General features: G+C 64.9%; 27 protein-coding genes and 1 riboswitch. Of the genes, 10 read left to right on the top strand and 17 right to left on the bottom strand.

The genetic code is table 11. The annotated features are described in order from the left end of the window. Positions 1 to 42 precede the first annotated feature (42 nt). A complete protein-coding gene (locus CXQ81_RS30655; RefSeq protein WP_101339341.1) occupies positions 43 to 1,302 on the top strand; it encodes a sodium:proton antiporter in 1,260 nt (419 codons plus the stop codon). Here the strand turns inward: CXQ81_RS30655 and CXQ81_RS30660 are convergent. After that, positions 1,296 to 2,183, bottom strand: coding sequence for a formate/nitrite transporter family protein (locus tag CXQ81_RS30660; RefSeq protein WP_101339342.1), 888 nt, complete (start codon positions 2,181 to 2,183; stop codon positions 1,296 to 1,298). The two genes, CXQ81_RS30655 and CXQ81_RS30660, sit on opposite strands and share 7 nt — an antisense overlap. 100 nt (positions 2,184 to 2,283) lie before the next feature. Then, entirely contained in the window at positions 2,284 to 2,688 is a 405-nt protein-coding gene (locus CXQ81_RS30665; RefSeq protein WP_007932525.1) for an acyl-CoA thioesterase, read from the bottom strand. A gap of 197 nt (positions 2,689 to 2,885) precedes the next feature. Next, positions 2,886 to 2,992: riboswitch (S-adenosyl-L-homocysteine riboswitch) on the top strand. A gap of 22 nt (positions 2,993 to 3,014) precedes the next feature. Here CXQ81_RS30665 and ahcY point away from each other — a divergent pair. From ahcY to CXQ81_RS30690, 5 genes are all read left to right on the top strand, one after another. Continuing rightward, a complete protein-coding gene (gene ahcY, locus CXQ81_RS30670; protein WP_009045993.1) occupies positions 3,015 to 4,424 on the top strand; it encodes an adenosylhomocysteinase in 1,410 nt (469 codons plus the stop codon). A gap of 189 nt (positions 4,425 to 4,613) precedes the next feature. Then, complete coding sequence (gene metF / locus CXQ81_RS30675; RefSeq protein WP_007932530.1) at positions 4,614 to 5,459, top strand: methylenetetrahydrofolate reductase [NAD(P)H]; 846 nt, start codon at positions 4,614 to 4,616, stop codon at positions 5,457 to 5,459. Between the two features lie 82 nt (positions 5,460 to 5,541). Further along, entirely contained in the window at positions 5,542 to 6,624 is a 1,083-nt protein-coding gene (locus CXQ81_RS30680) for a hypothetical protein (RefSeq protein ID WP_101339343.1), read from the top strand. Positions 6,625 to 6,679: 55 nt separating this feature from the next. After that, entirely contained in the window at positions 6,680 to 7,495 is an 816-nt protein-coding gene (locus CXQ81_RS30685) for an ABC transporter substrate-binding protein (RefSeq protein ID WP_101339344.1), read from the top strand. 225 nt (positions 7,496 to 7,720) lie between these two features. Next, complete coding sequence (locus tag CXQ81_RS30690) at positions 7,721 to 9,577, top strand: DEAD/DEAH box helicase (protein ID WP_101339345.1); 1,857 nt, start codon at positions 7,721 to 7,723, stop codon at positions 9,575 to 9,577. Positions 9,578 to 9,684: 107 nt separating this feature from the next. On the opposite strand, the gene CXQ81_RS30695 is transcribed toward CXQ81_RS30690, so the two are convergent. Continuing rightward, complete coding sequence (locus tag CXQ81_RS30695) at positions 9,685 to 10,284, bottom strand: YceI family protein (RefSeq protein ID WP_007932534.1); 600 nt, start codon at positions 10,282 to 10,284, stop codon at positions 9,685 to 9,687. Between the two features lie 32 nt (positions 10,285 to 10,316). Further along, entirely contained in the window at positions 10,317 to 10,868 is a 552-nt protein-coding gene (locus CXQ81_RS30700; RefSeq protein WP_101339346.1) for a cytochrome b, read from the bottom strand. Positions 10,869 to 11,148: 280 nt separating this feature from the next. Between CXQ81_RS30700 and CXQ81_RS30705 the strand changes: the two genes are divergently transcribed. Together CXQ81_RS30705 and CXQ81_RS30710 are read left to right on the top strand one after the other, a co-directional pair. After that, complete coding sequence (locus CXQ81_RS30705) at positions 11,149 to 12,555, top strand: adenosylmethionine--8-amino-7-oxononanoate transaminase (RefSeq protein WP_101339347.1); 1,407 nt, start codon at positions 11,149 to 11,151, stop codon at positions 12,553 to 12,555. A gap of 97 nt (positions 12,556 to 12,652) precedes the next feature. Next, complete coding sequence (locus tag CXQ81_RS30710) at positions 12,653 to 13,372, top strand: 16S rRNA (uracil(1498)-N(3))-methyltransferase (RefSeq protein WP_007932537.1); 720 nt, start codon at positions 12,653 to 12,655, stop codon at positions 13,370 to 13,372. 124 nt (positions 13,373 to 13,496) lie between these two features. Here the strand turns inward: CXQ81_RS30710 and CXQ81_RS30715 are convergent, their stop codons facing one another. Genes CXQ81_RS30715 through CXQ81_RS30725 form a run of 3 tightly spaced genes read right to left on the bottom strand, consistent with a single transcriptional unit; the run spans position 13,497 to position 16,046 of the window. After that, on the bottom strand, positions 13,497 to 14,399 hold the full coding sequence (locus tag CXQ81_RS30715) for a transporter substrate-binding domain-containing protein (protein ID WP_007932538.1): 903 nt from the start codon (positions 14,397 to 14,399) through the stop codon (positions 13,497 to 13,499). Between the two features lie 27 nt (positions 14,400 to 14,426). After that, positions 14,427 to 14,777 carry a RidA family protein gene (locus CXQ81_RS30720; RefSeq protein WP_101339348.1) on the bottom strand — a complete coding sequence of 117 codons (351 nt, stop codon included), beginning with the start codon at positions 14,775 to 14,777 and terminating at the stop codon, positions 14,427 to 14,429. Between the two features lie 27 nt (positions 14,778 to 14,804). Next, positions 14,805 to 16,046, bottom strand: coding sequence for a D-amino acid dehydrogenase (locus tag CXQ81_RS30725; RefSeq protein WP_101339349.1), 1,242 nt, complete (start codon positions 16,044 to 16,046; stop codon positions 14,805 to 14,807). A gap of 107 nt (positions 16,047 to 16,153) precedes the next feature. On the opposite strand from CXQ81_RS30725, the gene CXQ81_RS30730 reads away from it, so the two are divergent. Continuing rightward, complete coding sequence (locus tag CXQ81_RS30730; protein WP_009051293.1) at positions 16,154 to 17,068, top strand: LysR family transcriptional regulator; 915 nt, start codon at positions 16,154 to 16,156, stop codon at positions 17,066 to 17,068. A 35-nt stretch (positions 17,069 to 17,103) separates the two neighbouring features. Here CXQ81_RS30730 and CXQ81_RS30735 read toward each other — a convergent pair whose 3' ends face one another. Further along, complete coding sequence (locus CXQ81_RS30735; protein WP_101339350.1) at positions 17,104 to 17,721, bottom strand: hemolysin III family protein; 618 nt, start codon at positions 17,719 to 17,721, stop codon at positions 17,104 to 17,106. 153 nt (positions 17,722 to 17,874) lie between these two features. Here CXQ81_RS30735 and CXQ81_RS30740 point away from each other — a divergent pair, with 153 nt between their 5' ends. Further along, positions 17,875 to 18,792 carry a LysR substrate-binding domain-containing protein gene (locus CXQ81_RS30740; protein ID WP_007932558.1) on the top strand — a complete coding sequence of 306 codons (918 nt, stop codon included), beginning with the start codon at positions 17,875 to 17,877 and terminating at the stop codon, positions 18,790 to 18,792. Between the two features lie 99 nt (positions 18,793 to 18,891). Here the strand turns inward: CXQ81_RS30740 and madM are convergent, their stop codons facing one another. From madM to mdcA, 9 genes are all read right to left on the bottom strand, one after another. Continuing rightward, entirely contained in the window at positions 18,892 to 19,656 is a 765-nt protein-coding gene (gene madM, locus CXQ81_RS30745) for a malonate transporter subunit MadM (RefSeq protein ID WP_007932567.1), read from the bottom strand. 1 nt (position 19,657) lies between these two features. Further along, positions 19,658 to 20,074: a malonate transporter subunit MadL gene (madL, locus tag CXQ81_RS30750; protein ID WP_053262968.1), complete on the bottom strand. Its 417-nt coding sequence runs from the start codon at positions 20,072 to 20,074 to the stop codon at positions 19,658 to 19,660. A 66-nt stretch (positions 20,075 to 20,140) separates the two neighbouring features. Further along, positions 20,141 to 21,076, bottom strand: coding sequence for a malonate decarboxylase subunit epsilon (gene mdcH / locus CXQ81_RS30755; RefSeq protein ID WP_101339351.1), 936 nt, complete (start codon positions 21,074 to 21,076; stop codon positions 20,141 to 20,143). After that, positions 21,073 to 21,693, bottom strand: coding sequence for a malonate decarboxylase holo-ACP synthase (locus CXQ81_RS30760; protein ID WP_101339496.1), 621 nt, complete (start codon positions 21,691 to 21,693; stop codon positions 21,073 to 21,075). The genes mdcH and CXQ81_RS30760 overlap by 4 nt, the downstream gene beginning before the upstream one ends. A 5-nt stretch (positions 21,694 to 21,698) precedes the next feature. Then, positions 21,699 to 22,502: a biotin-independent malonate decarboxylase subunit gamma gene (gene mdcE / locus CXQ81_RS30765; protein ID WP_101339352.1), complete on the bottom strand. Its 804-nt coding sequence runs from the start codon at positions 22,500 to 22,502 to the stop codon at positions 21,699 to 21,701. Beyond that, positions 22,499 to 23,350, bottom strand: coding sequence for a biotin-independent malonate decarboxylase subunit beta (locus tag CXQ81_RS30770; protein WP_101339353.1), 852 nt, complete (start codon positions 23,348 to 23,350; stop codon positions 22,499 to 22,501). Before CXQ81_RS30770 ends, mdcE begins: the two co-directional genes overlap by 4 nt. After that, the gene (locus CXQ81_RS30775) at positions 23,343 to 23,642 is read right to left on the bottom strand and encodes a malonate decarboxylase subunit delta (protein WP_101339354.1); all 300 of its coding nucleotides are present in this window, start codon (positions 23,640 to 23,642) and stop codon (positions 23,343 to 23,345) included. The genes CXQ81_RS30770 and CXQ81_RS30775 overlap by 8 nt, the downstream gene beginning before the upstream one ends. Further along, positions 23,642 to 24,517 carry a triphosphoribosyl-dephospho-CoA synthase gene (locus CXQ81_RS30780; protein WP_101339355.1) on the bottom strand — a complete coding sequence of 292 codons (876 nt, stop codon included), beginning with the start codon at positions 24,515 to 24,517 and terminating at the stop codon, positions 23,642 to 23,644. The genes CXQ81_RS30775 and CXQ81_RS30780 overlap by 1 nt, the downstream gene beginning before the upstream one ends. Beyond that, on the bottom strand, positions 24,518 to 26,188 hold the full coding sequence (gene mdcA / locus CXQ81_RS30785) for a malonate decarboxylase subunit alpha (protein ID WP_101339356.1): 1,671 nt from the start codon (positions 26,186 to 26,188) through the stop codon (positions 24,518 to 24,520). Positions 26,189 to 26,234 lie beyond the last annotated feature (46 nt).

Consider the following 26,234-nt stretch of genomic DNA (forward strand, 5'->3'; position numbering starts at 1 on the left):
CTTTCGGGCTTTCTTTTCACGTTTCTATCCAAGGGACTCCGGATGCTTGAACTCGTTGCCGCCTTCATCTGCCTGACCACCCTGCTCACCTACGTCAACTTCCGCTTCATCGGCCTGCCGCCGACCATCGGGGTGATGGTCACCGCCCTGCTGTTTTCCCTGCTGCTGCAAGGCTTGAGCGTCCTCGGCTATCCCGGCCTGGAAGAGCATGTGCAACAGCTGATCGGCCAGATCGACTTCGGCGACCTGCTGATGAACTGGATGCTGTCGTTCCTGCTGTTCGCCGGCGCCCTGCACGTCAACCTCAACGACCTGCGCAGCTATCGCTGGCCCATCGGCCTTTTGGCCACGGTCGGCGTGCTGATCGCCACGTTCGTCATCGGCAGCCTGGCCTACTGGATCTTCGGCCTGTTCGGCTGGCACGTGAGCTTCCTCTATTGCCTGTTGTTCGGCGCCCTGATCTCGCCGACCGACCCGATCGCGGTGCTTGGCGTGCTGCGTACCGCCAACGCCTCCAAGCCGCTGAAAACCACCATCGTCGGCGAGTCGCTGTTCAACGACGGCACCGCGGTGGTGGTGTTCACCGTGCTGCTGGGAATCGCCCAGCTCGGCGAAACCCCGACCGTCGGCGCCACCGCCCTGCTGTTTGCCCATGAAGCCATCGGCGGCGTGGTGTTCGGCGGGCTGATCGGCTACCTGGTGTACCTGATGATCAAGAGCATCGAGCAACACCAGATCGAGGTGATGCTGACCCTGGCCCTGGTGATCGGCGGCTCGGCGATGGCCAGCGAACTGCACGTCTCGGCACCGATCGCGATGGTGGTGGCGGGCCTGATCATCGGCAACCTGGGGCGCAACCTGGCGATGAACGACATGACCCGGCGTTACCTGGACGGTTTCTGGGAACTGCTCGACGACATGCTCAACGCCCTGCTGTTCGCCCTGATCGGCATGGAGCTGTTGCTGCTGCCGTTCAACTGGCTGCACCTGCTGGCCGCGAGTCTGCTGGCGGTGGCGATCGTGCTGTCGCGCCTGCTCACCGTGGCTCCAGCCATCGTCCTGCTACGCCGCTGGCGCAGCGTGCCGCGCGGCACTATCCGGGTGCTGACCTGGGGTGGCCTGCGCGGCGGGGTTTCGGTGGCGCTGGCCCTGGCCCTGCCATTGGGCCCGGAGCGCGACCTGGTGCTGAGCATCACCTACATCGTGGTGCTGTCGTCGATCCTCCTGCAGGGCCTGACCATCGGCAAACTGGTGCGCCATGTCACCCAGGATGCACCGGCGGTCACCCAGGACGCTCACTGATCGCTTTTTGATCGATCGCGGACCCGCCCAGGGTCCGCAGTCGTTTTTGGCAGGCCACTTTCACTGCGCACCTGGGCATGGCTGATCAGGGCGAAGATGAAGCTGCCGCCGATGATGTTCCCCGCCAGCGTCGGCCCGGCGAACACCCACCAGAAATCCCGCCACGGCAACTCGCCGGCGAACACCAGGTACGAGACCTCCACCGAACCGACCACGATATGGGTGAAGTCCCCCAGGGCCATCAGGTAGGTGATCAGGATGATGATCCACATCTTGGCGCTCTCCATGGACGGGATCATCCAGACCATGGTGGCGATCATCCAGCCGGAGACGATGCCCTTGGCGAACATCTGCCCGGCATCGTTCTCCATGACCTTGCGCCCGATATCGAGGAAGGCCAGGTCGGTCCTGGCGTCGAAAATCGGCAGGTGCAGCATCACATAGGCCACCAGCAGCGTGCCGCACAGGTTGCCCACCAGGACCACGCCCCACAAGCGGCACAGGCGCGCGAAATTGCCCAGGGTGGGTTTGCTCATGATCGGCAGCACGGCCGTCAGGGTGTTTTCGGTGAACAGTTGCTGGCGCGCCAGGATCACCGCCAGGAACCCCGCGCAGTAACCGAAACTGGCAATCACCTTGAACCCTTCGCCGTCGGGCAGGCGCGAGTCGAGCAGGCCCATGCCCATCAGCGACAGGCCCATGGTCAGGCCGGCGGCCAGGGCCGACCACCAGAGCGCTGCGACGCTGCGCTCCAGCTCCTTGTCGCCCTGGGTACGGATGATCTCGTGCAAGACCGCCGCGCGGGGCGGCTGGTTCTTGTCTACGTCGTGCTGCTCTTCGGGAGAAAGGCCCGGGGTCTTGCCGTCTGTCTGCACGTTAATGGCTCCTGAACCTGTGGGTACCTTGTCAGGTACGACATCCAGGGTTCAGGGCTCGTTCAGTGCCCTCATGCAGGAGCAGGCAGACTCACACCCACAGCGGTCAGGCGATGGGCTCGTCGTCCTTGAACTGGTCTTTCACGTACCGGATCTCGGTACGACCGTGAGGAGCCGGCAAGCCGTCCTCGCCCAGGTTGACGAAGACCATCTTCTCGACGGTGAGGATGCTCTTGCGGGTGATCTTGTTGCGCACTTCACAGGTCAGGGTGATCGAGGTCCTGCCGAACTCGGTGGCGGTGATGCCCAGCTCGATGATGTCGCCCTGGCGCGAGGCGCTGACGAAGTTGATTTCGGAAATGTACTTGGTGACCACGCGCTGGTTGCCCAGCTGGACGATGGCGTAGATCGCCGCTTCTTCGTCGATCCAGCGCAACAGGCTGCCGCCGAACAGCGTGCCGTTGGGGTTGAGGTCTTCGGGTTTTACCCATTTGCGGGTGTGGAAATTCATACTCACTCCTGACCGTCTTGCCGATTGATGCCGGCATCATGGCAGACCCCGGCGCAGAGCTCTATTGAGCTTCTACTATGGTCGCGATAACCGTTCGATCATCGTCCGACAGAAATCCTTGGGAAGTCGCTGGCAGACGGCTATAATCGCCTCCGTTTCAAAACGGTAACGATCACCTGATACCGTTTTCCCGCCACCTGTCCGAGGGGCGCTGCAGCAGGTTCGACCTGTCAGGCTCGGATGGGGCGTTGTCTGGCCGTGATGGTTCGGTCAGTCACTAAACGCACAACGGCGCCCATTCGCATACTTACGAATGGAGGCTCTTCATGAGCGCTGTCATCACGCCTGCAGATTTTACCGACTACAAAGTCGCCGACATGTCCCTGGCCGCCTGGGGCCGTCGCGAAACCATCATCGCCGAATCGGAGATGCCGGCCCTGATGGGTCTGCGTCGCAAGTACGCCGCTGAACAACCGCTCAAGGGCGCGAAGATTCTCGGCTGCATCCACATGACCATCCAGACTGCCGTGCTGATCGAAACCCTGGTTGCCCTGGGTGCCGAAGTACGCTGGTCGTCCTGCAACATCTTCTCGACCCAGGACCAGGCCGCTGCCTCCATCGCTGCCGCCGGTATCCCGGTATTCGCCTGGAAAGGCGAGACCGAGCAAGAGTACGAGTGGTGCCTGGAGCAGACCATCCTCAAGGACGGCAAGCCTTGGGACGCCAACATGATCCTCGACGACGGCGGCGACCTGACCGAGCTGCTGCACAAGAAGTACCCGCAGGTGCTGGATCGCGTCCACGGCGTGACCGAAGAAACCACCACCGGCGTGCACCGCCTGCTGGACATGCTGGCCAAGGGCGAGCTGAAGATCCCGGCCATCAACGTCAACGACTCGGTGACCAAGAGCAAGAACGACAACAAGTACGGCTGCCGTCACAGCCTGAACGATGCGATCAAGCGCGGTACCGACCACCTTCTGTCCGGCAAGCAAGCGCTGGTCATCGGCTACGGTGACGTGGGCAAGGGCTCGGCCCAGTCCCTGCGCCAGGAAGGCATGATCGTCAAGGTTTCCGAAGTCGACCCGATCTGCGCCATGCAAGCCTGCATGGACGGTTTCGAACTGGTTTCGCCGTTCATCGACGGCATCAACACCGGCACCGAAGCGAGCATCGACAAGGCCCTGCTGGGCAAGATCGACCTCATCGTGACCACCACCGGTAACGTCAATGTTTGCGACGCAAACATGCTCAAGGCCCTGAAGAAGCGCGCCGTTGTCTGCAACATCGGTCACTTCGACAACGAAATCGACACCGCTTTCATGCGCAAGAACTGGGCATGGGAAGAAGTGAAGCCGCAGGTGCACAAGGTTCACCGCACCGGCCCAGGCGCTTTCGACGCCCAGAACGACGACTACCTGATCCTGCTGGCCGAAGGCCGCCTGGTGAACCTGGGCAACGCCACCGGTCACCCAAGCCGCATCATGGACGGTTCGTTCGCCAACCAGGTTCTGGCGCAGATCTTCCTGTTCGGCCAGAAGTACGCCGACCTGTCGCCAGCCCAGAAAGCCGAGCGCCTGACCGTTGAAGTACTGCCCAAGAAACTCGACGAAGAAGTGGCCCTGGAAATGGTCCGCGGCTTCGGTGGCGTGGTCACCCAACTGACCAAGCAGCAGGCTGACTACATCGGCGTCACCGTCGAAGGCCCGTTCAAGCCGCACGCTTACCGGTACTAAGAGCAGTTGCAAGCCTTGAGCTTCAAGCGGCAAGCAAAGGCCACAAGCCGTGCTTGCCGCTCGAAGCTTTCGGCTTCGTCCCTATTTGCTTAAACAGTTTCAAGCAGCCCGTTCCAGGCACAAGAGCTGAGCGCACCTCCGCTACTCTTGCAGCTTGTGGCTTGCAGCTTGTAGCTGGAGGTTTCCTCCATGTCCCAAGACCGTCGCTACAGCTTCGAGTTCTTCCCGACCAAGACCGATGCTGGGCATGAAAAACTGCTCGCCACTGCCCGCCAGCTGGCCAGCTACAACCCCGACTTCTTCTCCTGCACCTACGGTGCCGGTGGCTCGACCCGCGACCGCACGATGAACACCGTGCTGCAGCTCGAAAGCGAAGTGAAGATCCCCGCCGCACCGCACCTGTCTTGCGTGGGTGACAGCAAGGCCGACCTGCGTGGCCTGTTGACCCAGTACAAGGCCGCCGGCATCAACCGTATCGTCGCCCTGCGCGGCGACCTGCCTTCGGGCATGGGCATGGCCAGCGGCGAGTTGCGTCACGCCAACGACCTGGTGAGCTTCATTCGTGAAGAGACTGGCGATCACTTCCACATCGAAGTGGCGGCGTACCCGGAAATGCACCCACAGGCGCGCAATTTCGAAGACGACCTCAACAACTTCGTGCGCAAGGCCAACGCCGGCGCCAACAGTGCGATCACCCAGTATTTCTTCAACGCCGACAGTTATTTCTACTTCGTCGAACGTGTGCAACAAATGGGTGTGAACATCCCGATCGTGCCCGGCATCATGCCGATCACCAACTACAGCAAGCTGGCGCGTTTCTCCGACGCCTGCGGTGCGGAAATCCCGCGCTGGATCCGCAAGCAACTGGAAGCCTACGGCGACGACAGCCAAAGCATTCAGGCGTTCGGCGAACAGGTCATCACCGAAATGTGTGAGCGTTTGTTGCAAGGCGGTGCGCCAGGATTGCACTTCTATACTCTGAACCAAGCCGAGCCAAGCCTGGCCGTCTGGAACAACCTGAAGCTGCCGCGTTAACCGCCCGACAGCATCGGAAAAAGGCCTTGGCGAAATCCAGGGCCTTTTTTTTAACCTCCATACATCCGAAGGATCGCCGTAGATGTCCACAGGCAGCACCGCAGCACGCCCACAATTGATCTATCTGGTTTACGGCGCCGCGACCTATCACCAGGAAGCCGCGTTCAGTATTGCCAGCGCCCTGGCCGGGCTGCGCGAAACACCGGGCGAAGCCCTCGATATCCAGGTCTTCACCGACAATCCCGCGCCTTACCGCGACCTGCCTGTGCGCGTGCGCCCCTTGGACGAAAACACCCGCCAGGCCTGGATCGCCCCACACGGCTACCACTTTCGCGCCAAGCACGTGGTGATGCAGCAGGTGCTGCAAGAGTCCGAACTGGCGCTGCTGATCGACACCGATACCTTTTTCCACTGCTCGCCGCTGGAGCTGTTTCGCCGCATCCAGCCCGGCACCCTGCTGTGTAACGCATTCGGCATGTGCTACGGCGCCAACAAGGAGTCCGGCCTCTACCAGTCCCTGGCCGGCTTGCTGCGGGAACGCAAACTCGCCGACGACCAGATGCCATTGCTGAACTCCGGCGTGATCGGCCTGCACCGCGCGGACGCCGATGTGCTGGACCGCTCCATCGCCCTGATGGACGAGCTGTACCCGCTGGCCAATGGCGCCTACACCCTCGAAGAGTTCTGCCTGTCGGTGGCGGCCTACCGCACCAAGCAGGTTCGCGAATGCCCCGACCTGATCCACCATTACTGGAGCCGCAAGCAGCTGTTTCGCGCCAAGATCAAGGCCTGGCTGGACAAGCACGGCGCAGCACCCACCAGCAGCGTCGCCCTGGACGAAACCCGCCTGGTCACCGCGACCCTGCCACGCCCGCCGGCGTTGCAACGCCTGGCCTACAAGATCGTGACCCTGGCCCTGCCCGGGCACCAGCGGCAGTTCATGCGCGAAATCCTCTACGGCTGCTACCGCCACACCAACGAATTCGACCAGGCCTGCGCCCCGGTCTGGTGGGAGAAAGCCCGGGAAAACGCCGAAGGCCGCCTGAAAAAGCCGCTCAACAGCCATCAACTCGAGCGCTGGTTCAATCACCCGGTGATTCGCCTGGTACTGGGCCAGCGGCGCAAGGCCATCTACCTGCATCTGATCGAGACAAAGGCTGACTGAGGCTTGAGCTAGACGGCCTCTAGCATTGGACGACCTCCCGTCGTAATCTCCAGCGATGCCCGTCATTGCCCAGCTGCTGACAGCCTTTATCTGCGCTTGCCTGAGCCTCACCGCCCATGGCGAGAAGCTGCGCATTGTCACCGAGCCCTGGGCCCCTTATGTCTATGAGGAACAGGGCAAGGCCCAGGGCCTGGATTACGAAACCACGGCCATCGTCTTCCAGCGCCTGGGGATCGAAGTCGAATGGCAGTTCCTGCCCTGGAGACGTTGCCTGGCCATGCTCGAACAAGGCCAGGCCGACGGTGCCCTGGACATCTTTCACAGCAACGAACGCGAAAGCAGCCTGCTCTACCCCAGCGAGCCGCTGTCGGACGTCGAGTTCGTGATGTTCTATGCCAATGCCCGGCCCTTTCCGTTCCGTACCCTGGAAGACTTGCGCGGGCTGACCGTGGGTACCTCCCCCGGCTACCTGTACAGCCAGGACTTCAGGGAATCCACCCTGTTCAAGCACGAACCGGCGCCGACCCACGAAGCCAACTTCGGCAAGCTGCTGCGCGGCCGTATCGACCTGCTGATCACCGATCGGCGGGTCGGCCAGCATCTGCTCGACCAACTGAACATTCGCCAGCAGATCACCGAGAACCCGGTGGTCATCAGCCGCCAGAGCCAGTTTCTCGCGGTGCGGCGCAATGCCGGCATGGACTTGCTGGTGCAGCGTTTCGGCGCCGAACTCAAGCGCTTCAAGCGCGAGCCGGCCTACGCCGAACTGAGCGCCCGCTATGGCGCGGCGCCGGCCATCGCCGACTCAAGCGCAATGCCGCCCGGCACACCACTGAAAACCGTTGAGCAGCAGGAAAGCAGCGCACGCTGATTGCTCTGTTATACTCCGGCCTTCCCGCCAGGCTCACGCCCGGACGCTCGATCCTGTTCAAGGCATCTCGATACCGCTACAGCGCAGCCACAAGGCCCGCGCGAGCCCTCGCCGATGAGCCTTCAGGAGCCAGCAGGACCGGACGGGATTGCGTCCTCTTAAACGCCATTCGCGCCAGGCAAGACTATCCCTCTGGGCCAAGCCCTCACTAAAACAGGATTACTCATGTCCTTTGCTTCCCTCGGTCTCTCCGAGGCTTTAGTCGGCGCCATCGAAGCCGCCGGCTACACCCAGCCTACTCCGGTGCAACAGCGGGCCATTCCCGCCGTGTTGCAAGGTCGCGACCTGATGGTCGCGGCACAGACAGGTACTGGTAAAACCGGCGGTTTCGCCCTTCCGATCCTGGAACGGTTGTTTCCCAACGGTCACCCGGACAAATCCCAGCGTCACGGCCCGCGCCAACCGCGCGTACTGGTCCTGACCCCGACCCGCGAACTGGCCGCGCAAGTGCACGAGAGCTTCAAGGTCTATGCCCGCGACCTGAAGTTCGTCAGTGCCTGCATCTTCGGCGGTGTCGGCATGAACCCACAGGTTCAGGCCATGGCCCGTGGCGTCGACGTGCTGGTGGCCTGCCCCGGCCGCCTGCTCGACCTGGCCGGCCAAGGCAGTGTCGACCTGTCCCACGTGGAAATCCTCGTGCTCGACGAAGCCGACCGCATGCTCGACATGGGCTTTGTCCATGACGTGAAGAAAGTCCTCGCGCGCCTGCCCGCCAAGCGCCAGAACCTGCTGTTTTCCGCGACCTTCTCCAAGGACATCACGGACCTGGCCGGCAAACTGCTGCACAACCCCGAGCGCATCGAAGTCACGCCGCCGAACACCACGGTCGAGCGTATCGAGCAACGGGTGTTCCGCCTGGCCGCCAGCCACAAGCGCGCCTTGCTGGCCCACCTGATCACCGCCGGCGCCTGGGAACAGGTGCTGGTCTTCACCCGCACCAAGCACGGCGCCAACCGCCTGGCCGAGTACCTGGACAAGCACGGCCTGACCGCCGTCGCCATCCACGGCAACAAGAGCCAGAACGCCCGCACCAAGGCCCTGGCCGACTTCAAGGCCGGTGAAGTGCGGATCCTGGTCGCCACCGATATCGCCGCCCGTGGCCTGGACATCGACCAGTTGCCACACGTGGTCAACTTCGAGCTGCCGAACGTCGACGAAGACTACGTGCACCGTATCGGCCGTACCGGCCGCGCCGGTCGTTCGGGCGAAGCGATCTCGCTGGTCGCGCCGGACGAAGAGAAGCTGCTCAAGAGCATCGAGCGCATGACCAAGCAGAAGATCCCCGACGGCGATCTGATGGGCTTCGATGCCAGCGCCGTGGAAGCCGAGAAACCGGAAGTGCGCGAGCGTCCGGACGTGCGTAACCCACGCAACTCCCGTGGCCCGCGTGGCGACGGTCCGAATGGCGGCGGTGGCGGCGGCGGTCGTAAAGACAAAGGCAAGGACAAGGGCAAGGACAAACCGGCCGCTCGCGGCGACCGCCCGGCCCGTGAGCAGAAGCCTCGCGAGGGCACCCCGGCCCGCGAGCAGCGCCAGCCGACGCCACGCGCCGACCGCGCCCCGGATGAGTTCCTGGACGATGACGTGGACAACTTCGGCAATCGCGCCGACTACGTCAGCCCGTACCAGAACAAGAACAACCAGGGCCGCGGCCGTCGTCCTGGCGCGCCAGCCCAGGGTACAACCAGCAGCAACGCGCCACGCAGCGGCGGCCAGGGTCGCTCCGGCGGTCCGCGCACCAGCAACGGTGCCAGCACCGGCACCCCGCCTGCCAAGCGCAACGGCCCACGCAGCGGCGCTCCACGTGACGGCCAGGCCCGTCGCGAAGAGTCGCGCAATCGTCGTCCGGCCCGTGACGACCAGGCGCGTCAGGAGCCGGCGGTGCAGAACCCGCGCGGCAACCAGCCGAAGATCATGCACAAGGAGTCGAAAGCCGACCGCTTCCCGACACCCGAGCAGCTCGATCAACTGCCAAGCCGTCCACGTGGCGAGAAGCCAGCCTTGCTGACCCGCAATCGCTGAAGTTTTCGCGACAATAAAAAACGCCCCTGATCTCGCGATCAGGGGCGTTTTTTTATGTTCTCTGTAGCCGCTGCCGAGCCTGCGAGGCTGCGGTTACAGGCGAAGCATTACTTCGCTTTCACACCTTCGAAGGTGATGTACAGCTGAACGGTGTCGGACTGCGGGCCAACATCCATCCCGTCCTTGTTGAACTCTTTACGGCTAATGCTGGTGGTACCTTCAAAACCGGCACGGTAGCCGCCCCATGGATCCTTGCCTTCACCCAGGAAGGTGGCCTTGACCACGATAGGCTTGGTCACACCGTGGAAAGTCAGGTCGCCAGCCACATCGGCGGTCTGCTTGCCATCAGCATTCTTGCCGGTTGGCTTGACGCTGGTGGAAACGAACTTCGCGTCAGGGAATTTGCCCGACTCCAGGAAGTCCTTGCTGTTGACGTGCTTGTCACGCTCGGCGTGGTTGGTGAACACGCTGGCGGTGCGCACGTTGACTTCGATCTTGGCGTCTTCAGGCTTGGCCGCGTCGAAGCTGAACTTGCCGTCCAGGTCCTTGAAGGTACCGGTGATGAAGCTGTAGCCCAGGTGGCTGATCTTGAAGTCGACGAAGGCGTGCTGGCCTTCCTTGTCGATCACGTAGTCCGCGGCCATCGCCTGACCGGCAGACAACAGAGCAGAACCGATTGCCAGAGCGGCGAGAGTCTTTTTCAACATGCTTTCTATTCCTTTTGAGTCGAGGTTGAGCATCAGGCTTTGCGCCCCAGCATACGAGCCAGGGTCGCGTCACGATCGATAAAGTGGTGTTTCAAGGCAGCCAGAGCATGCACTCCGGCGAAGATCACCAGGGCCCAGGCCAGGTACAGATGCACCTCGCCGGCCACATCTGCCTGGTCCGGCAGTCCGGAAACCAGGGCAGGAATTTCAAACAGGCCAAACACCGGAATCCCGACACCGTCTGCGGTGGAAATCAGGTAACCGGCAATCATCACAGCGAACAGACTGAGATAAAGGAAGGCATGGCCGAAGGTGGCGCCCAGGCGCGTCAGGCGACCGTGGTTGGCCGGTGCCGGTGGCGGCGGGCTGACAAGGCGCCACAGCACCCGCAGCAACATGATCGCGAACAGCGTCAAGCCAATGCTCTTGTGCAGGTCCGGCGCATCTTTGCGCCAGGCACTGTAGTAATCCAGGCCGACCATCCACAGGCCCAGGGCGAACAATCCAAAGACTGCCAGCGCCACGCTCCAGTGCAGAAAAATGCTTACCCAGCCGTAGCGGGAAGAAGAGTTACCTAGCTGCATCACTTGAATCCTGTAAGAACTGCTGCCCAAGACTATCGATTTAACTATCGAATTAAAGCGGAAATTTTCGCTTTGAAATATCGAGAAATACGATGTTGATCCTACGAACACTAAATTAACCAGGCATTAAGGTCTACGGGGGAAAAACGTGACAGACCGTCCTGCGACCGCGACCAATTCGCCCTTCCAGGCATGCAATGGGTTGTGACACGGCCTGGCATTGCATAGGCTTGCGCGATTGTTTGCTCGCGTACTTCGAGCCGCCTCCAGGAGACTGAACATGGGCCTCAACAACCAGTGGATGCAACGCGATCTCGCGGTGTTATGGCATCCCTGCACCCAGATGAAAGACCACGAGCAGCTGCCGCTGATCCCGATCAAGCGCGGCGAAGGTGTGTGGCTGGAGGACTTCGAAGGCAAGCGCTACCTCGACGCGGTCAGCTCCTGGTGGGTCAACGTGTTCGGCCACGCCAACCCGCGCATCAACCAGCGCATCAAGGATCAGGTCGATCAACTGGAGCACGTGATTCTCGCCGGCTTCAGCCATCAGCCGGTGATCGAGCTGTCCGAGCGCCTGGTGCAGATCACCCCGGAAGGCCTGACCCGCTGCTTCTATGCCGACAACGGTTCGTCGTGCATCGAAGTGGCGATGAAGATGAGCTTCCACTACTGGTTCAACCGCGGCCAGAAAGACAAGAAGCGCTTCGTCACCCTGACCAACAGCTACCACGGCGAAACCATCGCCGCGATGTCGGTGGGCGACGTGCCGCTGTTCACCGAGACCTACAAGGCCCTGCTGCTGGACACCCTCAAGGTGCCGAGCCCGGACTGCTACCTGCGCCCCGAAGGCATGAGCTGGGAAGAACACTCGCGCAACATGTTCGCGGCCATGGAGCAGACCCTGGCGGAACACCACGACAGCGTTGCCGCGGTGATAGTCGAACCGCTGATCCAGGGCGCCGGTGGCATGCGCATGTACCACCCGGTGTACCTCAAGCTGCTGCGCGAGGCCTGCGACCGCTACGGCGTGCACCTGATCCATGATGAGATCGCCGTCGGATTCGGTCGTACCGGCACGATGTTCGCTTGCGAACAGGCCGGCATCCGCCCGGACTTCCTCTGCCTGTCCAAGGCCCTGACCGGCGGCTACCTGCCGCTGGCCGCGTGCCTGACCACCGACGAAGTCTACAGCGCCTTCTACGACGACTACCCGACCCTGCGCGCCTTCCTCCATTCCCACAGCTACACCGGCAACCCGCTGGCCTGTGCGGCGGCGCTGGCGACCCTGGATATCTTCGAGCAGGACAACGTCATCGAGAACAACCGGGCGCTGGCCCAGCGCATGGCCAGCTCGACCGCGCACCTGGCGGATCACCCGCACGTTGCCGAAGTACGCCAGACCGGCATGGTGCTGGCCATCGAGATGGTCCAGGACAAGGCCAGCAAGACCGCCTACCCGTGGCAGGAACGCCGTGGCCTGAAGGTCTTCCAGCACGCCCTGGAGCGTGGCGCCCTGCTGCGTCCGCTGGGCAGCGTGGTGTATTTCCTGCCGCCCTACGTGATCACCCCGGATCAGATCGACTTCCTCGCCATCGTTGCCAGCGAAGGCATCGACATTGCTACCAACGACAAGGTCAGCGTGGCGGTGCCCAAGGACTTCCACCCAGGCTTCCGCGATCCGGGTTGAGCCCCTCGCCGGCAAGCCCGCCGTTTTGCAGAAGCGGGCTTGCCGACGCAAAGATCCATTGACCCACCTCGAACCGAATTTTCCCCAGAGAACCACCATGAGACTGTCCCGCTTCTTTATCGACGCCCCCCTGAGCCTCGGCGAGCACGAGCTGCCGGAAGCCCAGGCCCACTACATCGGGCGCGTACTGCGCATGGCCGAGGGCGACGCGCTGCAGCTGTTCGACGGTTCGGGCAACGAATTTCGCGGCACGCTGCTGGAAGTCGGCAAGAAGCGCGTGGTGGTCCGGCTCGATGAAAGCTTCGCCGGGCAGGTCGAGTCGCCGCTGCAGATCCACCTCGGCCAGGGCCTGTCCCGGGGTGAGCGCATGGATTGGGCGATTCAGAAGGCCACCGAGCTGGGGGTGAATGAAATCACCCCGATCTTCAGCGAGCGCTGCGAGGTGCGGCTCAAGGACGAGCGCGCCGACAAGCGCCTGGCCCACTGGCGCCAGGTGGCCGTCAGCGCCTGCGAACAATGCGGGCGCTCGCGGGTGCCGGTGATTCATCCGCCGGTGCTGCTGGCCGACTGGATCAAGCAGACCCAGGCCGACCTCAAGCTGGTGCTGCACCCGGTGGCCGAGCCGCTGGTGAGCCACGCCAAGCCTGCGACCCTGGCATTCCTGATCGGTCCGGAAGGCGGTCTGTCCGATGCCGAAGTGGACCAGGCCCAGGGTGCGGGCTTCCTGCCGGCGCGCCTCGGGCCGCGGGTGCTGCGCACCGAAACCGCGCCAGTAGTGGCGCTGGCCGTGGCACAGCAACTGTGGGGCGACTTCTAACCCGCCCCCGCCTCTGGCCTCTGTAGGAGCGGCCGGTCGACGCTCGATTGCCCGCGAAGCGTTTCACCTGACACACCCTTCGCCGGCAAGCCTGGCTCCTACAGAAGCAAAAGCGGACCGGTGTTTACTCCACCGGATCGCTCACCGGTTTGGCGATGATCGCCTTCAGCTCGCTGGTCATCGGGAATTCCAGGTTCAGGCCCTTGGGCGGAATCGGCTGTTCGAACCAGCGCTGGTAGATGCCGTTGATTTCCCCTGAGCGGTACAGGTCCGCCAGGGTGGCGTTCACCAGTTCCAGGAACTGCGGATCGTCCTTGCGCACCATGCAGCTGTAGATTTCCCGCGACTGCTCCTCGCCGACCACCACCCAGTTGTGTGGATCGCGGGCCTTGGCCCGTTCGCCGTAGAGCAGCGCGTCATCCATGTAGAACGCCGCGGCGCGACCCGATTGCAGCATCTGGAAGGCTTCGCCGTGGTCCTTGGCGCTGATCACGAACATGTCGATCTTGTGCTCGACGTTGTAGCTCTTGAGGAAGCGCTCGTTGGTGGTGCCGGCGGTGGTCACCACGTTCTTGCCGCGCAGGTCGGCAAAACTCTTGATCCCACTGTCCCTGGCCGTCAGCAACTGGCCTTTGACATAGATGAAGCCGTAGGAAAACGCCACCTGCTTCTGCCGTTCGGCGGTCACCCCGGTGGAGCCGCATTCCAGGTCCACGGTGCCGTTCTGCACCAACGGAATGCGCGTCTGCGACGTCACCAGGTTGTACTTCACCGCCAGTTGCGGCAGCGCCAGCTTGTCGCGGATGCGCTCGACGACCTTGCTCGCCAGGTCCACCGAATAGCCCATGGGTTTGCCACTGTTGTCACCCACGTAGGAAAACGGCACCGAGGCATCGCGATAACCCAGGGTAATACTGCCGGCGGTGGCGATCTTGCCCAGGGTGCCGGTCAGCGGCGCCTCGCTGGCGTACAGCGGGGAGCCGAGCAACAGGCCCAGGGTGCAGCCGAGCAACGTGATTTTTTGCATTGTTATTCTCCGTTGTGGGTGAAGGCGTTAGCGGCGAACCGCGATGACAGTGATTTCCACCAGGATGTCCGGGCGCGCCAGGGCGGCCTGCACCGTGGTGCGGCTTGGCGCCTGGCCCGGGGACAGCCAGGCCGACCAGACCTCGTTCATCGCGGCAAAGTCCTGTTGGATGTTTTTCAGGTAGAGGGTCGCACTGAGCAGATGATCCTTGTCGCTGCCGGCCTCGGCCAGCAAGGCGTCGATCTTCGCCAGCACTTCGCGGGTCTGGCCGGCGGCATCGGTGGCCGGGCCCGGCACCTGGCCGGACAGGAACAGCAGATCGGCAAAACCCACGACAGCGCTAAGGCGGTCATTGCTGTGGAGACGCTGGATGGTCATGGGACAGCTCCTTGTACGCGAAAGAAATCAGGCGGCATGGGGCGCGAGCCCCTGCATGTCGATGGAAGTGCGGCGCTGGCCGATCAGCTCGGCCAGCAGGCGCCCGCTGCCACAGGCCAGAGTGAAACCCAGGGCGCCGTGGCCGAGGTTGAGCCACAGGTTGCGGTAGCCGGTGGCGCCGATCAGCGGTACGCCGCTGGGGGTCGCCGGGCGCATGCCGGCCCACTCGATGGCGGCATCGTAGTCGCCGGCATTGGCGAAGGTTTCCCGGGCCTGGCGCTGCATCAGGGCCAGGCGCTTGGGGTCCAGGGCCGGGTCGAAACCGACGATATCGACCATGGCCGCCACCCGCAGCTGCTGGCCGATCCGCGCATAGACGATCTTGCGGTTGTAGTCGGTGATGCTGATTTCCGGCGCCCGGTGCCCCGCGCCGATCGGCACGCTGAGGCTGTAGCCCTTGAGCGGGTACAGCGGCAGCTTCAGCCCGGGCAACGCCAGTTCGCCACTGCGATGACCGGCGGCGAGTATCAGTTGGTCCACCGCCAACACCTCGTCGCCCAACTCGATGGCCTGCACCTGGCCGCCCGCCTGGCGAATAGCGGTGACCTGGCGCCCCGTCAGCAGCTGGCAGCGGCCGGACGCCTGCAACCGCGCCACCAGTTGCTGGCAGAAGGCGTGGCAGTCGGCCACTTCTTCGTCCGGAGTGAAGATGCCGCCGACAAAGGGCGCGCCGCCAAGGGTCGGCTCCAGTTCCGTGCATTCGTCAGCGGACAGCACCTGCTGCTGGCGCGGATCGGCCAGGCCGTGGCGGGCGTGCTCGAAGCTCGTGGTTTCGCGAAAGGTCACCAGCTTGCCGTTGCGCCGCCAGTGGAAACCGTCGAGCCGGTCCTCCTCGCGCCAGCTCTGCAAGGTGGCCTGGCTCAGCAGCGCCAGGCGCAGCAGATGGGCACCGTTGCGACGGTTGACCGAGCCACGGCAGGCCGCCAGGAACCCGGCCATCCAGCGCCACTGCGCCGGGTCCAGGCGCAGGCGCAGCTTCAGCGGCGAGTCGCCACGCAGCATCCAGCCCAGGGCCTGCCAGGGCACGCCGGCATCGGCCAGCGGCGCCACGTAGCGGTACGACAGTTGGCCGCCGTTGGCGAAGCTGGTCTGGCTGGCGAAGGCCTCGCGCGCCTCCACCAGGCTGACGTCGAACCCCTCGCGAACCAGGGCGTAGGCGCTGGCCAGGCCAATGACCCCGCCGCCGATGATGCAAGCCCGCTGTGCCATGTCAGTCCTTAAAGCCTTGTTGAGCGGGCTTCAGGTTAGGACCAGGTGACAGGCCCGGGACAATGAATAAAGATGGACCACCCATAAACAAAGGTTATGGACTCATCATGCGACTGCGCCATATCGAGATTTTCCAGGCCATCCGCCAGACCGGCTCGATCAGCGGCGCGGCGCAACTGCTGCACGTCTCCCAGCCGGCGGTGACCAAGGTCTTGCAGCACGCCGAGCAGCAGCTGGGCTTCCCGCTGTTCCTGCGGGTCAAGGGCAAGTTGCAGGCCACCCCGGAAGCCCTGGAGCTGGAGCGCGAGGTCGACAAGGTCAGCGAAAGCCTGCAAGGGGTGCGGCGCCTGGCCCAGAGCCTGCGTCGCGAGCCGGGCCACAGCCTGCGGATCGGCGCCACGCCGGCGCTGGCCTTGTCCTTGTTGCCGCCGGCCATCAACCAGTGGACCCGGCGCTACCCGGACATCGTCTGCGAGCTGTCCAGCGCCCACAGCCGCGAGCTGGTGCAGAACCTGCTGATGCGCGAGATCGATGTGGCCCTGACCCTGCAACGCCCGGATCATCCGGGACTGACCGCCCAGGCCCTGGCCAGCGGGGTGCTGGTGGCGCTGGCGCCGCTGGATTACTGGCCCCAGGCGGCCAGGGGCACGCCGCTGCCGTTGATGGAGCTGGCGGGGGCGCCCTTGATCGGCCTGTCCAGCGCCGACCCACTGGCGGCGAAACTCGACGGTTACCTGAAAGCCGTGGAACCGGCGCCGCGGGTCAGCATCGCTGTGCAGACCTACTCCCTGGCCCGGGCCATGGTCGAATCCGGGGCCGGGCTGGCGGTGATCGACCCCTTCACCGCCCTCGGCGCCTCGCCCGCCAGCACCGCGATTCGCCCGCTGACCCCGGCGCTGCCGATCACCCTGTATGCCGTGACCCGCGCGGCGGAGGCGCTGCCACACACCTTGAGCAGCCTGCTGGAGATCTTCGGCGGCCGGGCGCAGGAGCAGCTGGATCGGTTGATGACCGGGGATTGAAGCTTGCTCGCGATGAACGATAACGCTGTCGCCGATCAGAGCACGTAGAACAAGATCGCCACGAAGTGCAGCAGGCTGCCGGCGATCACGAACAGGTGCCAGATCCCGTGGGCGTGGCGCAAACGGCTGTCGAGGGCGAAGAAGATGATGCCCACGGTGTAGAGCACCCCGCCCGAGGCCAGCCAGGCAAAGCCGGCGGGGCCCAGGGCCGCCAGCAGCGGCTTGACCGCCACCAGCACGATCCAGCCCATCACCGCATAGATCACGATGGACAGGATGCGCGCCTCGGAGCGCGGCTTGATCTCCTGCAGGATGCCGATCAGCGCCAGCCCCCAGACGATCCCGAACAGCGTCCAGCCCCAGGGCCCGCGCAGGGTCACCAGGCAGAACGGCGTATAGCTGCCGGCGATCAGCAGGTAGATGGAGAAGTGATCGACCTTCTGCATGATGTTTTTCGCCCGCCCGCGCACGCTGTGGTACAGGGTCGAGGCGCTGTACAGCACCAGCAAGGTGAAGCCGTAGATCGCCACGCTGACGATTTTCCAAGGGCTGCCGTCGAGACTGGCCAGCACCAGCAGCCAGATCCCCCCGACCAGTGCCGCAATCGCGCCCACCAGATGCGTCCAGGCGTTGAGTCTTTCCCCGTGATACATGTGCCACTCACCTCCCAAGGCGAAAATCTGCGCAAGGCTCAGGCCTGTAGCCTGAAAACGCAATGTTTCCAAATAAAGCCATGGACGAAAAAACCTCCAGCCAAGTCATGACCCGGCAGGCACAATCGGAGCATTCGAATAAGAGCGCCCATCATGCTGATCGATGAAGAGTTGACCCTGAAAAAGCTCGAAGTGTTTCTGGCATTCATGCGCACCGGCAACCTGGCGCGCGCCGCCGCCGAGTTGCAGACCAGCAATGTCAGCGTGCACCGGGCCATTCACTCCCTGGAAAGCGCCCTGCGCTGCCCACTGTTCAAGCATGAAGGACGCAACCTGACACCGCTGGAAAGCGCCTTCGTCCTCGAAGAACGGGCGCAGAAGCTGATCCAGGACGTGGTCGAAAGCGTGCGCCTGACCCGCGAAGCCGCCGGGTTCTCGGCGGAACGCTTCAAGCTCGGCTCGTTGTATTCATTGACGGTGAAGACCGTGCCGCAGCTGATCATGGGCCTGAAGCTGCGCCGTAGCGAGCTGAATATCGACCTGATCCTGGGCTCCAACATCGACCTGCTGTACAAGCTGAAGAACATGGAGGTCGACGCGATCCTGGTATCACTGGACGACAGCGTCAGCGACCCGGACTGCGAGCAGATCCCGCTGTTTTCCGACGATATCTTCCTCGCCACGCCGGCCGACTCGCCGTTCGCCCGGCAGGCGGAAGTCGATCTCAGCGATGTGCGCGACGCGACCTTCATCACCCTGACCCAGGGCTTCGCCACCCATCAGGACGGGGTGCGGGTGTTCAAGCAGGCGGGGTTCGAGCCGAAGGTGGCGATGCAGGTCAACGACATCTTCACCCTGCTGAGCATGGTCAGCTCGGGGGTGGGCTATGCCCTGCTGCCGGGAAGGATTGCCGCGGTGTACGAAAACCGCGTGAAGTTGATTCCGCTGCAGGCGCGCTACCGGCTGCAACAGCATATCGGCGTGGTGTTCCTCAAGGCCAAGGAGCGCGACCCGAACCTGCTGGCGCTGCTGGCCGAGTGCCGGATGTATGCCAACCGGCAAGACACATAAAGCGCGGTGTTTACACGAGCGCTATCGCGAGCAGGCTCGCTCCTGCAGAGACCGTATACCTCTGTAGGAGCGAGCTTGCTCGCGATGAAGCCAGCCGCCCTACCCCACCAACCCGCGCACGATGAAATACAGCAACGAAGGCCCGAGCAGGCAACCCAGCCCGGTATGGAAGGTCGCGGTCAGCGCGCCATAGGGCACCAGGCGCCGGTCGGTCGCCGCCAGGCCCGCGGTCACCCCGCTGACGGTGCCGGCCAGGCCGCCGAAGACCATCGCCGAACGCGGGTTGTCCAGGCCCATCCAGCGCGCCGCCATGGGCGTGCCGACCATCACCAGGATCGCCTTGATCAACCCTGTAGCGATGGACAGCGCCACCACATCGGAGCTGGCGCCGATCGCCGCCCCGGTCACCGGACCGACAATGTAGGTCACCGCGCCGGCGCCGATGGTGGTCATGCTCACCGCATCGCGATAGCCGAAGGCCCAGGCGATGCTCGCCCCGACAATGAACGGCAGCACCGTGCCGAGAAACAGCGCGATGGCGCCGATCATCCCGGCCTTGCGCGCCTCGGTGGCCTGGACCTCGAAGGCCGTGGCGACAATCGCGAAGTCGCGCAGCATGGCACCGCCCATCAGGCCGATGCCGGAGAACAGCGCCAGGTCCGCCAGGCCCTTTTGCCCACCGGTGACAGTGCCACCAACCCAGGCCAGCACCAGGCCGATGACGATGGCGATGGCCGAGCCGTGCACCCGGCCGAACGTCAGGCGCTTGGACAGCAGCACCGAGACCCACATGATCACGCCGACGAAGGCGAAAGCGGTGACCAGGCCGTTGTGTTCCAGGCCTTTCTCGATCAGATCCCACATATCAGCGTCCCCCTGCCGGAGCGGCACCAGGGGCGACAGCGTCCGGTTCGTCCGGCAACGGTTCGCCTTTGTTGGTGCGGCTGATCAGGGCGATGGTGCAACCACAGAGCACCACCGAACCAATGGCCGCCAGCACCGCCACCGGGCCGCCGTGCAGGGCGGTGACCACGTTCTGTTGCGCGGCCATGGCCACCACCACCGGGATGTACATGGCGCCCCAGAAGCCGACGCCCATCTCGCAGTCCTTGGTCATGCCGCCGTGCCTGTGCATCCACAGCCGCGCGCAGATCAGCAGGATCATCGCGATGCCGACACCGCCGACGTTGGATTTCACCCCCAGCAGGACGCCGAGCATGTCACCGATAATCACCCCTGCCAGCGTACAGATCGCCAGCAGCGCCACACCGTAAATAATCATTGTTGTAGTCCTCAAAGTGCATCGTCGAAGTTGTTGTTCTTGTGCTTCGCCAGCTTGAGTCGGTGTCTAGGGTTGGCGGTTTCCCTCCTCACGCAACAGCGCTTGCAGGGTGTCGAGCCGGGCCCCGTCGCAGGCCATCACGGTGCCCTGCTCGAACACCCGGCGCGCCAGAGCGGTCAACACCGCGCCGGGCGGCAGTTCGATCTGCAGCCGCACGCCGCGCTCGTAGGCGCTTTGCACGGTGCCGCGCCAATCCACCACCCGGCACATGTTGAACGCCAGGTCGTCGCGCAACTGCTCCGGCGTACGCAGCGGCCGCGCGCGGCTGCCGCTCAGGTAACCCAGGCGCGGCGGCTGCAACGCCACCCTGGCGAACGCCTCGGCCAGGGCCTGGGCCGGCGGCTCCAGCAGCGGGCAATGGGACGGCACACTGACCGCCAGGCGCTTGGCCACGCCGACCCCGCAGCCCCGGGCCAGCTCGGCGACCTGGGCCATGGCGGCATCGCTGCCGGCGATCACCACCTGGCTGTCGGCGTTGATATTGGCCAGGTACACCGGGCTGGCCGGGCTGTGCACCCAGGCCAGCAAAGCCTCCACCGTCGCCAGTTGCAGGCCGATGATCGCGGTCATGCCATAACCCTGCGGATAGGCCTGCTGCATCAGCTCGCCGCGCAGGCTGACCAGACGCAGCGCATCGCCGAAATCCAGCACCCCGGCCACCACCGCGGCGGGGTAGGCGCCAATCGACAGGCCCGCCACGTAATCCGCGCCCGGCCCGTTTTCCAGCAACACCCGGGCATGGGCCACGCCGGCGATCAGCAGGCACAACTGCACCGCCCGGGTGCTCGCCAGGGCCTGGGGCGAATCCAGGGCCAGGGCATCCTCGCCCAGGACCTCGCTCGCCTGTTGCAGGCAGGACTCGGCCAGGGCGCTGGGCGGCAGCCGATGCAACATCCCCGGCTGCTGCGCGCCCTGGCCCGGAAACACCAGCAGGCTGCTCACGCCACCTGCTCCAGGGCCTGCCACGGATCGCCGACCAGCCGCGCGCCGCTGGCGCTTTTCAGCAGCACCCGCGCCGATGTCCCGGCCCACTCGCGCAGGGCCACGGCGCCGTTGGGTGTCTGCAATTGCAGGTCCACCGGGCAGACAGCGGCGTCGAGCAGCGCCAGCAACGCCCGGGCCTCGGCCCGGTCCATGGGCTGCGCAGTGCGCAGGATCAGGTCCAGGTCGCTGTGTCGATGCAGCGCCGGCACGCCGCTGGCCAGTTCAAAACCGGCGCTGCCGCTGACACCCCAGGCCAGGCCAAGGGCGTCCAAAGGTTCACGCAACCGAGCCAGCGTCTGGAGCGCTGGCCAGTCCCGATCCGACTCGGCATAACACAGCTCTTCCGGGCGCACCCGGCGCTCGATGGCCGCCACCGCCATCAGCGTCCCGTAGCGTTGCTCGCGCAGCCGCCCACGCACGCCCACCGCCACCTGCCCGGGCGCGGTCAAGGCGCGGCGCACCACCACCGGTTGCCCGGCGGCCATGGCCGCCACCGCCCAGGCCGGGGCATCGGCGGGCAACTGCCGAGGGGACAGGCCCCACAGCAGGTCATGGGGCAGCAAGGCGCTGGTCATGGCGCTCACCATTGCTCGCGCAACAGCTGGCGGACCCGGCTGGAAGCGCCACGGTTGCTGGCGCCCAGGCGTCCCGACAGATCGCGGCCATGGGCCCGCGCATCGGCAATCGCCTGACCCAGGCATTGCCGTACCAGGGTCAGGTCGTCGACGGTCGGCTGTTCGATCTGGCTGACCGACAAGGTCTCCCAGAGCAGACCGAGGCTGGCATAGCTGTCGATGTCGTACGCCATGGGCGGCACGCTGGCGGCCAGGGCCTCCAGTTCCTCGACGCTGCGCAAGGTGACCCGCGCCGCCGAGACCTTGCCCATGGCGTGCACCATCACCCCCGGATCGCGCAGGGCGATCAGGCGGTTGGCCTGGTAACCGTGGGCCAGGAAGGCCCCGGACATGGCCTTGCCCACCAGCAGGCCGATCACCGGATGCCCGGCCAGCCGGGCCCGGGCATAGCTGTCGGCGGCCGCGGCCAGGGCCTGATGGATGCCCAGGGCCTCTTCGCGACGCCCATAGGCCTGGCTCGGCACGTCGACTATGGCGATCAGCGCGCGCTTGACGCTCTGCTCACGGTCGGCCTCGATCGCGTCGTCCACCGCCTTGGCCAGGCCCCAGCCTTCCAGCAGGCCGACCTCACCATTGCGCGCCCGCACAAAAGGGTTGGCCGGGTCGGCGACCACGGCGATAAACCGTACCGGTTGTTGCTCCAGCGTGGCGTCCGCCACCTTCAACGAGGCCGGCAAACCCGCTACCGGGGCGGCGCCCGCGCTCAGGGCCGTGAACCAATGCAGGCCCCGCAGGGAATAAGCACTCATGAGCGGTCTCCTCGATACAGCTGGCGAACCGTCGCCGGGTCGATCTGTGGGTGGCTGTCCAGCCGGGCCAGGCGTTGCAGGTACAGCTCGGCCTGCCGGCTGCGTTGCGCGCTGGGCAGGCCCTGGGCCAACAGTTCGCCGACCTGTTGGCGGATCTGCGCCACGTCGTCGGCCACATAGCGGTCCGCCAGGCCGCTGGCGAAACGCTGCTCGCCGCCGGTCAGGCTCCAGATAAAGGGTCGGTCGCGGGAGTCGTATTCCTCGAGGCCGGCTTCCTGCTCGATCACCTGCGGACCGTTGAGGCCCAGGCGCGCCTCCTGGGTCACCAGCAGGTAGCTGCACAGCCCGGCGGCAATCGACATGCCGCCAAAACAGCCGACGCTGCCGGCCACCACGCCTATCACCGGCTGGTACTGGCGCAGGTCGACGATGGCTGCGTGAATGTCGGCAATCGCCGCCAGCCCGAGATTGGCTTCCTGCAGGCGCACGCCACCGGTTTCCAGCAGCAGTACGGCGCGGGTAGCAATGCCCTTGCGGTTGTCTTCGGCCGCCAGCTCCAGGGCGCCGGCAATCTTCGCCCCGCCGACCTCGCCGAGGCTGCCGCCCTGGAACGCGCCTTCGATGGCGGCGATCACCACCGGCAGGCCGTCGATGCGGCCCTTGGCGATCACCACCCCGTCATCGGCCTGGGGCACCACGCCCTGGCGCGCCAGCCACGGCGACATGACGCGCTGGAACGGATCAAGCAACTCGCGAAAGCTGCCGGCGTCGAGCAGGGCCTTGGCCCGCTGCCGGGCACTGAGTTCGACGAAGCTGTGTTTGTTGAGCAACCGGGCGCTGTCAGTCATGGCCGATCTCCTCGAAGCCCTGCTCCAGGCGCAGGCGTACCACGCCCGGGGTGGCGCCGAAATCATGGATGTCGATGCTCAGGGCCGGCGGCGTCTGGCCGTCGAACATGCGCTCGAACAGATGCTGCCAGCGCGACGCACTGCCGTTGACCGAGGTCTGCACCTGAATGCTCAGCTTGCCGGGCTGCCCGGGCTTGAGCAGCACCTCCAGGTCGCCCGAGCCGACACAGCCCACCAGCGCCCGGCCCCGGGCGGGTTGCCCGGCGGGAAATTCGAAAGACAAGGTTTCCATCACACTGCTCCCTGGATAAAGGCGGCGCCGGAGGCGATCCGGTCGATCAGCAGGCAGGCCGCGAGCAAGTCCGCGGCGCCACCGGGCGAGGCGTTCAAGGCCAGCAGGCACTGGTCCAGCTCATGCAGGCGGCGACGCCCGGCCAGGCTGGCGCTGCCGCCGGCGTCGAGCACCGCCTGGGCACCCTGTTGCATGGCCCGCAGGCCCGCCTCGCCAGCGCGATAGAGCACGCAGGTGTCGGCCAGGCTGGTCATGATCGCCAGCAGCGCATCGAGCCGGGCGTTCTGTTCGCCATGCCCCTGGGCACGGCTGCGTTCGAGTTGCGGCAGGCCCCGTTGCAGCACCGCTGGAAAACCCAGCTGGGCTTCTTCGCGGGCGCCGCGCACGCCATAGCGCAACGCCACTTGCGCGCCGTGGCTGAGGGGTCGCGGCGCGTAACGGTCGTCCAGCAGCGCCAGGCGCGCGGCCCGCAGGCACAGGGCGCCGACGCTGTTGGCCTGAGGTTCCAGCGCGGCGGCGGCCACCAACAGGCCCAGGGCCCAGATCGCGCCACGATGAGTGTTCACCCCGTTAGTCGTAGCGAGCATCGCCGCTTCGCCTTCACGGCCGATGCGGCCCAGGGCTTCGCGCAGGGGTAGGCCGACCGCGCCGAACACGCTGGCGGCGTCGGCCATTTCCTTGAAGGCCGGCCACAGCGACAGCGCCGAGGCGTGCATCAGCCCCAGGTGCAGATCGCTATGGGCGCCGTTGCCGCGACGGTCGACCAGGGCCGGTTTCGGCGACAGGTCGGCCTCGTCGATCAGCGCGTCCACCGCCAGGTCCGCCAGGCGCTCGGCCAGGCTCAGGGGTTTGCTTTGCAGGTTGAAGGCGTGCATTTACCAGCTCCTGAACTTGGCGGGCGGGTTGTACAGGCCACCCGACCACTCCACCAGGTCGGCGACGCTTTTCGCCGCCAGCAGCTCGCGGCTGGCGTCGGTACGGCGGATACCGAGGTCTTCGGGCAAGGCGATCAGGCCTTCGCGGCGCATGCGCGCGGTGTCTTTCGGGTTGTGGCGCAGGCCGATGGCGGTCACCCCGGCCACCGCCGCGATCATCGCCTGGCGCTCTTCCAGGGAACGCGCCTTGTACAGGTAGGCGATGCCCTCTTCGGTCAGCAGGTGGGTGACGTCGTCGCCATAGATCATGATCGGCGCCAGGGGCATACCGCTTTTCTTCGCCACTTCCACGGCGTCGAGGGTTTCGACGAAGGTCGGTTTGCCGCCTTCCTGGAAGGTCTCGACCATCTGCACCACCAGCTTCTTGCCTCGCTCCAGCATCGGTTGTTGCGCGTCGTCGTGGCGCATATCCAGCCAGGCCGGGGTGCCGTGGCGCCGGCCACGGGGGTCGTGGCCCATGTTCGGCGCACCGCCGAAGCCGGCCAGGCGGCCACGGGTCACGGTGGAGGAATGGCCGTCGCCATCGACCTGCAGGGTCGCGCCGATAAACAGGTCCACCGCGTACTGCCCGGCCAGCTGGCAGAACATCCGGTTGGAACGCAACGAACCGTCGCGCCCGGTGAAGAACACATCCGGCCGCGCGGCGATGTAGTTTTCCATGCCCAGCTCGGTGCCAAAGCAATGCACGCTTTCCACCCAGCCGCTTTCGATGGCCGGGATCAGGGTCGGGTGGGGGTTGAGGGTCCAGTTGCGGCAGATCTTGCCTTTCAGGCCCAGGGATTCGCCGTAGGTCGGCAGGATCAGCTCGATGGCCGCGGTGTTGAAGCCGATGCCGTGGTTGAGCGACTGGACCTTGTGTTTTTCATAGATGCCGCGGATCGCCATCATCGCCATCAGCACATGCACCGGCTTGATGTGGCGCGGGTCACGGGTGAACAGCGGTTCGATGTAGAACGGCTTGTCGGCCACCACCACGAAGTCGACCCAGGACGCCGGGATATCCACCCGCGGCAACTCGCTGACGTCGTCCACCAGCTGGTTGACCTGGACGATGACGATGCCATCACTGAACGCCGCCGGCTCGATCAGCGCCGGGGTGTCCTCGGTGCTCGGCCCGGTATAGATATTGCCCGCGCGGTCGGCCATGAACCCGGCCGAGAGCACCACGTTGGGGATCAGGTCCACCACCAGCCGCGCATAGAGCTCGATGTAGGTGTGGATGGCGCCGATTTCCAGCAGGCCGTCTTCCAGCAACTGGCTAATGCGCAGGCTCTGGGTGCCGGCGAAGGAGAAGTCGAGCTTGCGGGCGATGCCGCGTTCGAACAGGTCCAGGTGCTCCGAGCGGCCGACGCTGGGCATGATCATGTGCAGGTCGTGCAGGCGGCCCGGGTCGGCCTTGACCAGGGAGCGCGACAGGAAGTCCGCCTGCTTCTGGTTGTTGCCCTCCAGCACCACGCGGTCGCCGGGCAGAATCAACGCCTCCAGCGCCGCGACTATCTTGTCGGTGGGCAACACGGCGCCATCGGCGAGACCCCGCACCTGCTCGAGACGCCGCTGCTTTTCAGCGCGTCGCCGCGTCCAGCGCGAGTCGGGGGATATTGTTGTTGTCATGCTCACTCCACGGGTTCGCTGTCGTGGCCGCTACCTTAGGAGCGCA

Origin of the sequence: Pseudomonas sp. 09C 129, assembly GCF_002843625.1 — a bacterium.
In the GTDB taxonomy this organism is placed as follows: Bacteria; Pseudomonadota; Gammaproteobacteria; order Pseudomonadales; family Pseudomonadaceae; genus Aquipseudomonas; species Aquipseudomonas chlororaphis.

Excerpts from the sequence above, each read along its gene's own strand:
- CXQ81_RS30730 (WP_009051293.1), top strand. The coding sequence starts at position 16,154 with ATGCGACTGCGCCATATCGAGATTTTCCAGGCCATCCGCCAGACCGGC.
- CXQ81_RS30780 (WP_101339355.1), bottom strand. The coding sequence starts at position 24,517 with ATGCACGCCTTCAACCTGCAAAGCAAACCCCTGAGCCTGGCCGAGCGC.
- CXQ81_RS30705 (WP_101339347.1), top strand. The coding sequence starts at position 11,149 with ATGGGCCTCAACAACCAGTGGATGCAACGCGATCTCGCGGTGTTATGG.
- metF (WP_007932530.1), top strand. The coding sequence starts at position 4,614 with ATGTCCCAAGACCGTCGCTACAGCTTCGAGTTCTTCCCGACCAAGACC.
- madM (WP_007932567.1), bottom strand. The coding sequence starts at position 19,656 with ATGTGGGATCTGATCGAGAAAGGCCTGGAACACAACGGCCTGGTCACC.
- CXQ81_RS30725 (WP_101339349.1), bottom strand. The coding sequence starts at position 16,046 with ATGGCACAGCGGGCTTGCATCATCGGCGGCGGGGTCATTGGCCTGGCC.
- CXQ81_RS30775 (WP_101339354.1), bottom strand. The coding sequence starts at position 23,642 with ATGGAAACCTTGTCTTTCGAATTTCCCGCCGGGCAACCCGCCCGGGGC.
- CXQ81_RS30680 (WP_101339343.1), top strand. The coding sequence starts at position 5,542 with ATGTCCACAGGCAGCACCGCAGCACGCCCACAATTGATCTATCTGGTT.
- CXQ81_RS30655 (WP_101339341.1), top strand. The coding sequence starts at position 43 with ATGCTTGAACTCGTTGCCGCCTTCATCTGCCTGACCACCCTGCTCACC.
- mdcE (WP_101339352.1), bottom strand. The coding sequence starts at position 22,502 with ATGAGTGCTTATTCCCTGCGGGGCCTGCATTGGTTCACGGCCCTGAGC.
- CXQ81_RS30665 (WP_007932525.1), bottom strand. The coding sequence starts at position 2,688 with ATGAATTTCCACACCCGCAAATGGGTAAAACCCGAAGACCTCAACCCC.
- CXQ81_RS30685 (WP_101339344.1), top strand. The coding sequence starts at position 6,680 with ATGCCCGTCATTGCCCAGCTGCTGACAGCCTTTATCTGCGCTTGCCTG.
- CXQ81_RS30770 (WP_101339353.1), bottom strand. The coding sequence starts at position 23,350 with ATGACTGACAGCGCCCGGTTGCTCAACAAACACAGCTTCGTCGAACTC.
- CXQ81_RS30690 (WP_101339345.1), top strand. The coding sequence starts at position 7,721 with ATGTCCTTTGCTTCCCTCGGTCTCTCCGAGGCTTTAGTCGGCGCCATC.
- CXQ81_RS30760 (WP_101339496.1), bottom strand. The coding sequence starts at position 21,693 with ATGACCAGCGCCTTGCTGCCCCATGACCTGCTGTGGGGCCTGTCCCCT.
- CXQ81_RS30710 (WP_007932537.1), top strand. The coding sequence starts at position 12,653 with ATGAGACTGTCCCGCTTCTTTATCGACGCCCCCCTGAGCCTCGGCGAG.
- mdcA (WP_101339356.1), bottom strand. The coding sequence starts at position 26,188 with ATGACAACAACAATATCCCCCGACTCGCGCTGGACGCGGCGACGCGCT.
- CXQ81_RS30720 (WP_101339348.1), bottom strand. The coding sequence starts at position 14,777 with ATGACCATCCAGCGTCTCCACAGCAATGACCGCCTTAGCGCTGTCGTG.
- CXQ81_RS30700 (WP_101339346.1), bottom strand. The coding sequence starts at position 10,868 with ATGCAGCTAGGTAACTCTTCTTCCCGCTACGGCTGGGTAAGCATTTTT.
- CXQ81_RS30740 (WP_007932558.1), top strand. The coding sequence starts at position 17,875 with ATGCTGATCGATGAAGAGTTGACCCTGAAAAAGCTCGAAGTGTTTCTG.
- CXQ81_RS30735 (WP_101339350.1), bottom strand. The coding sequence starts at position 17,721 with ATGTATCACGGGGAAAGACTCAACGCCTGGACGCATCTGGTGGGCGCG.
- madL (WP_053262968.1), bottom strand. The coding sequence starts at position 20,074 with ATGATTATTTACGGTGTGGCGCTGCTGGCGATCTGTACGCTGGCAGGG.
- ahcY (WP_009045993.1), top strand. The coding sequence starts at position 3,015 with ATGAGCGCTGTCATCACGCCTGCAGATTTTACCGACTACAAAGTCGCC.
- CXQ81_RS30695 (WP_007932534.1), bottom strand. The coding sequence starts at position 10,284 with ATGTTGAAAAAGACTCTCGCCGCTCTGGCAATCGGTTCTGCTCTGTTG.
- CXQ81_RS30715 (WP_007932538.1), bottom strand. The coding sequence starts at position 14,399 with ATGCAAAAAATCACGTTGCTCGGCTGCACCCTGGGCCTGTTGCTCGGC.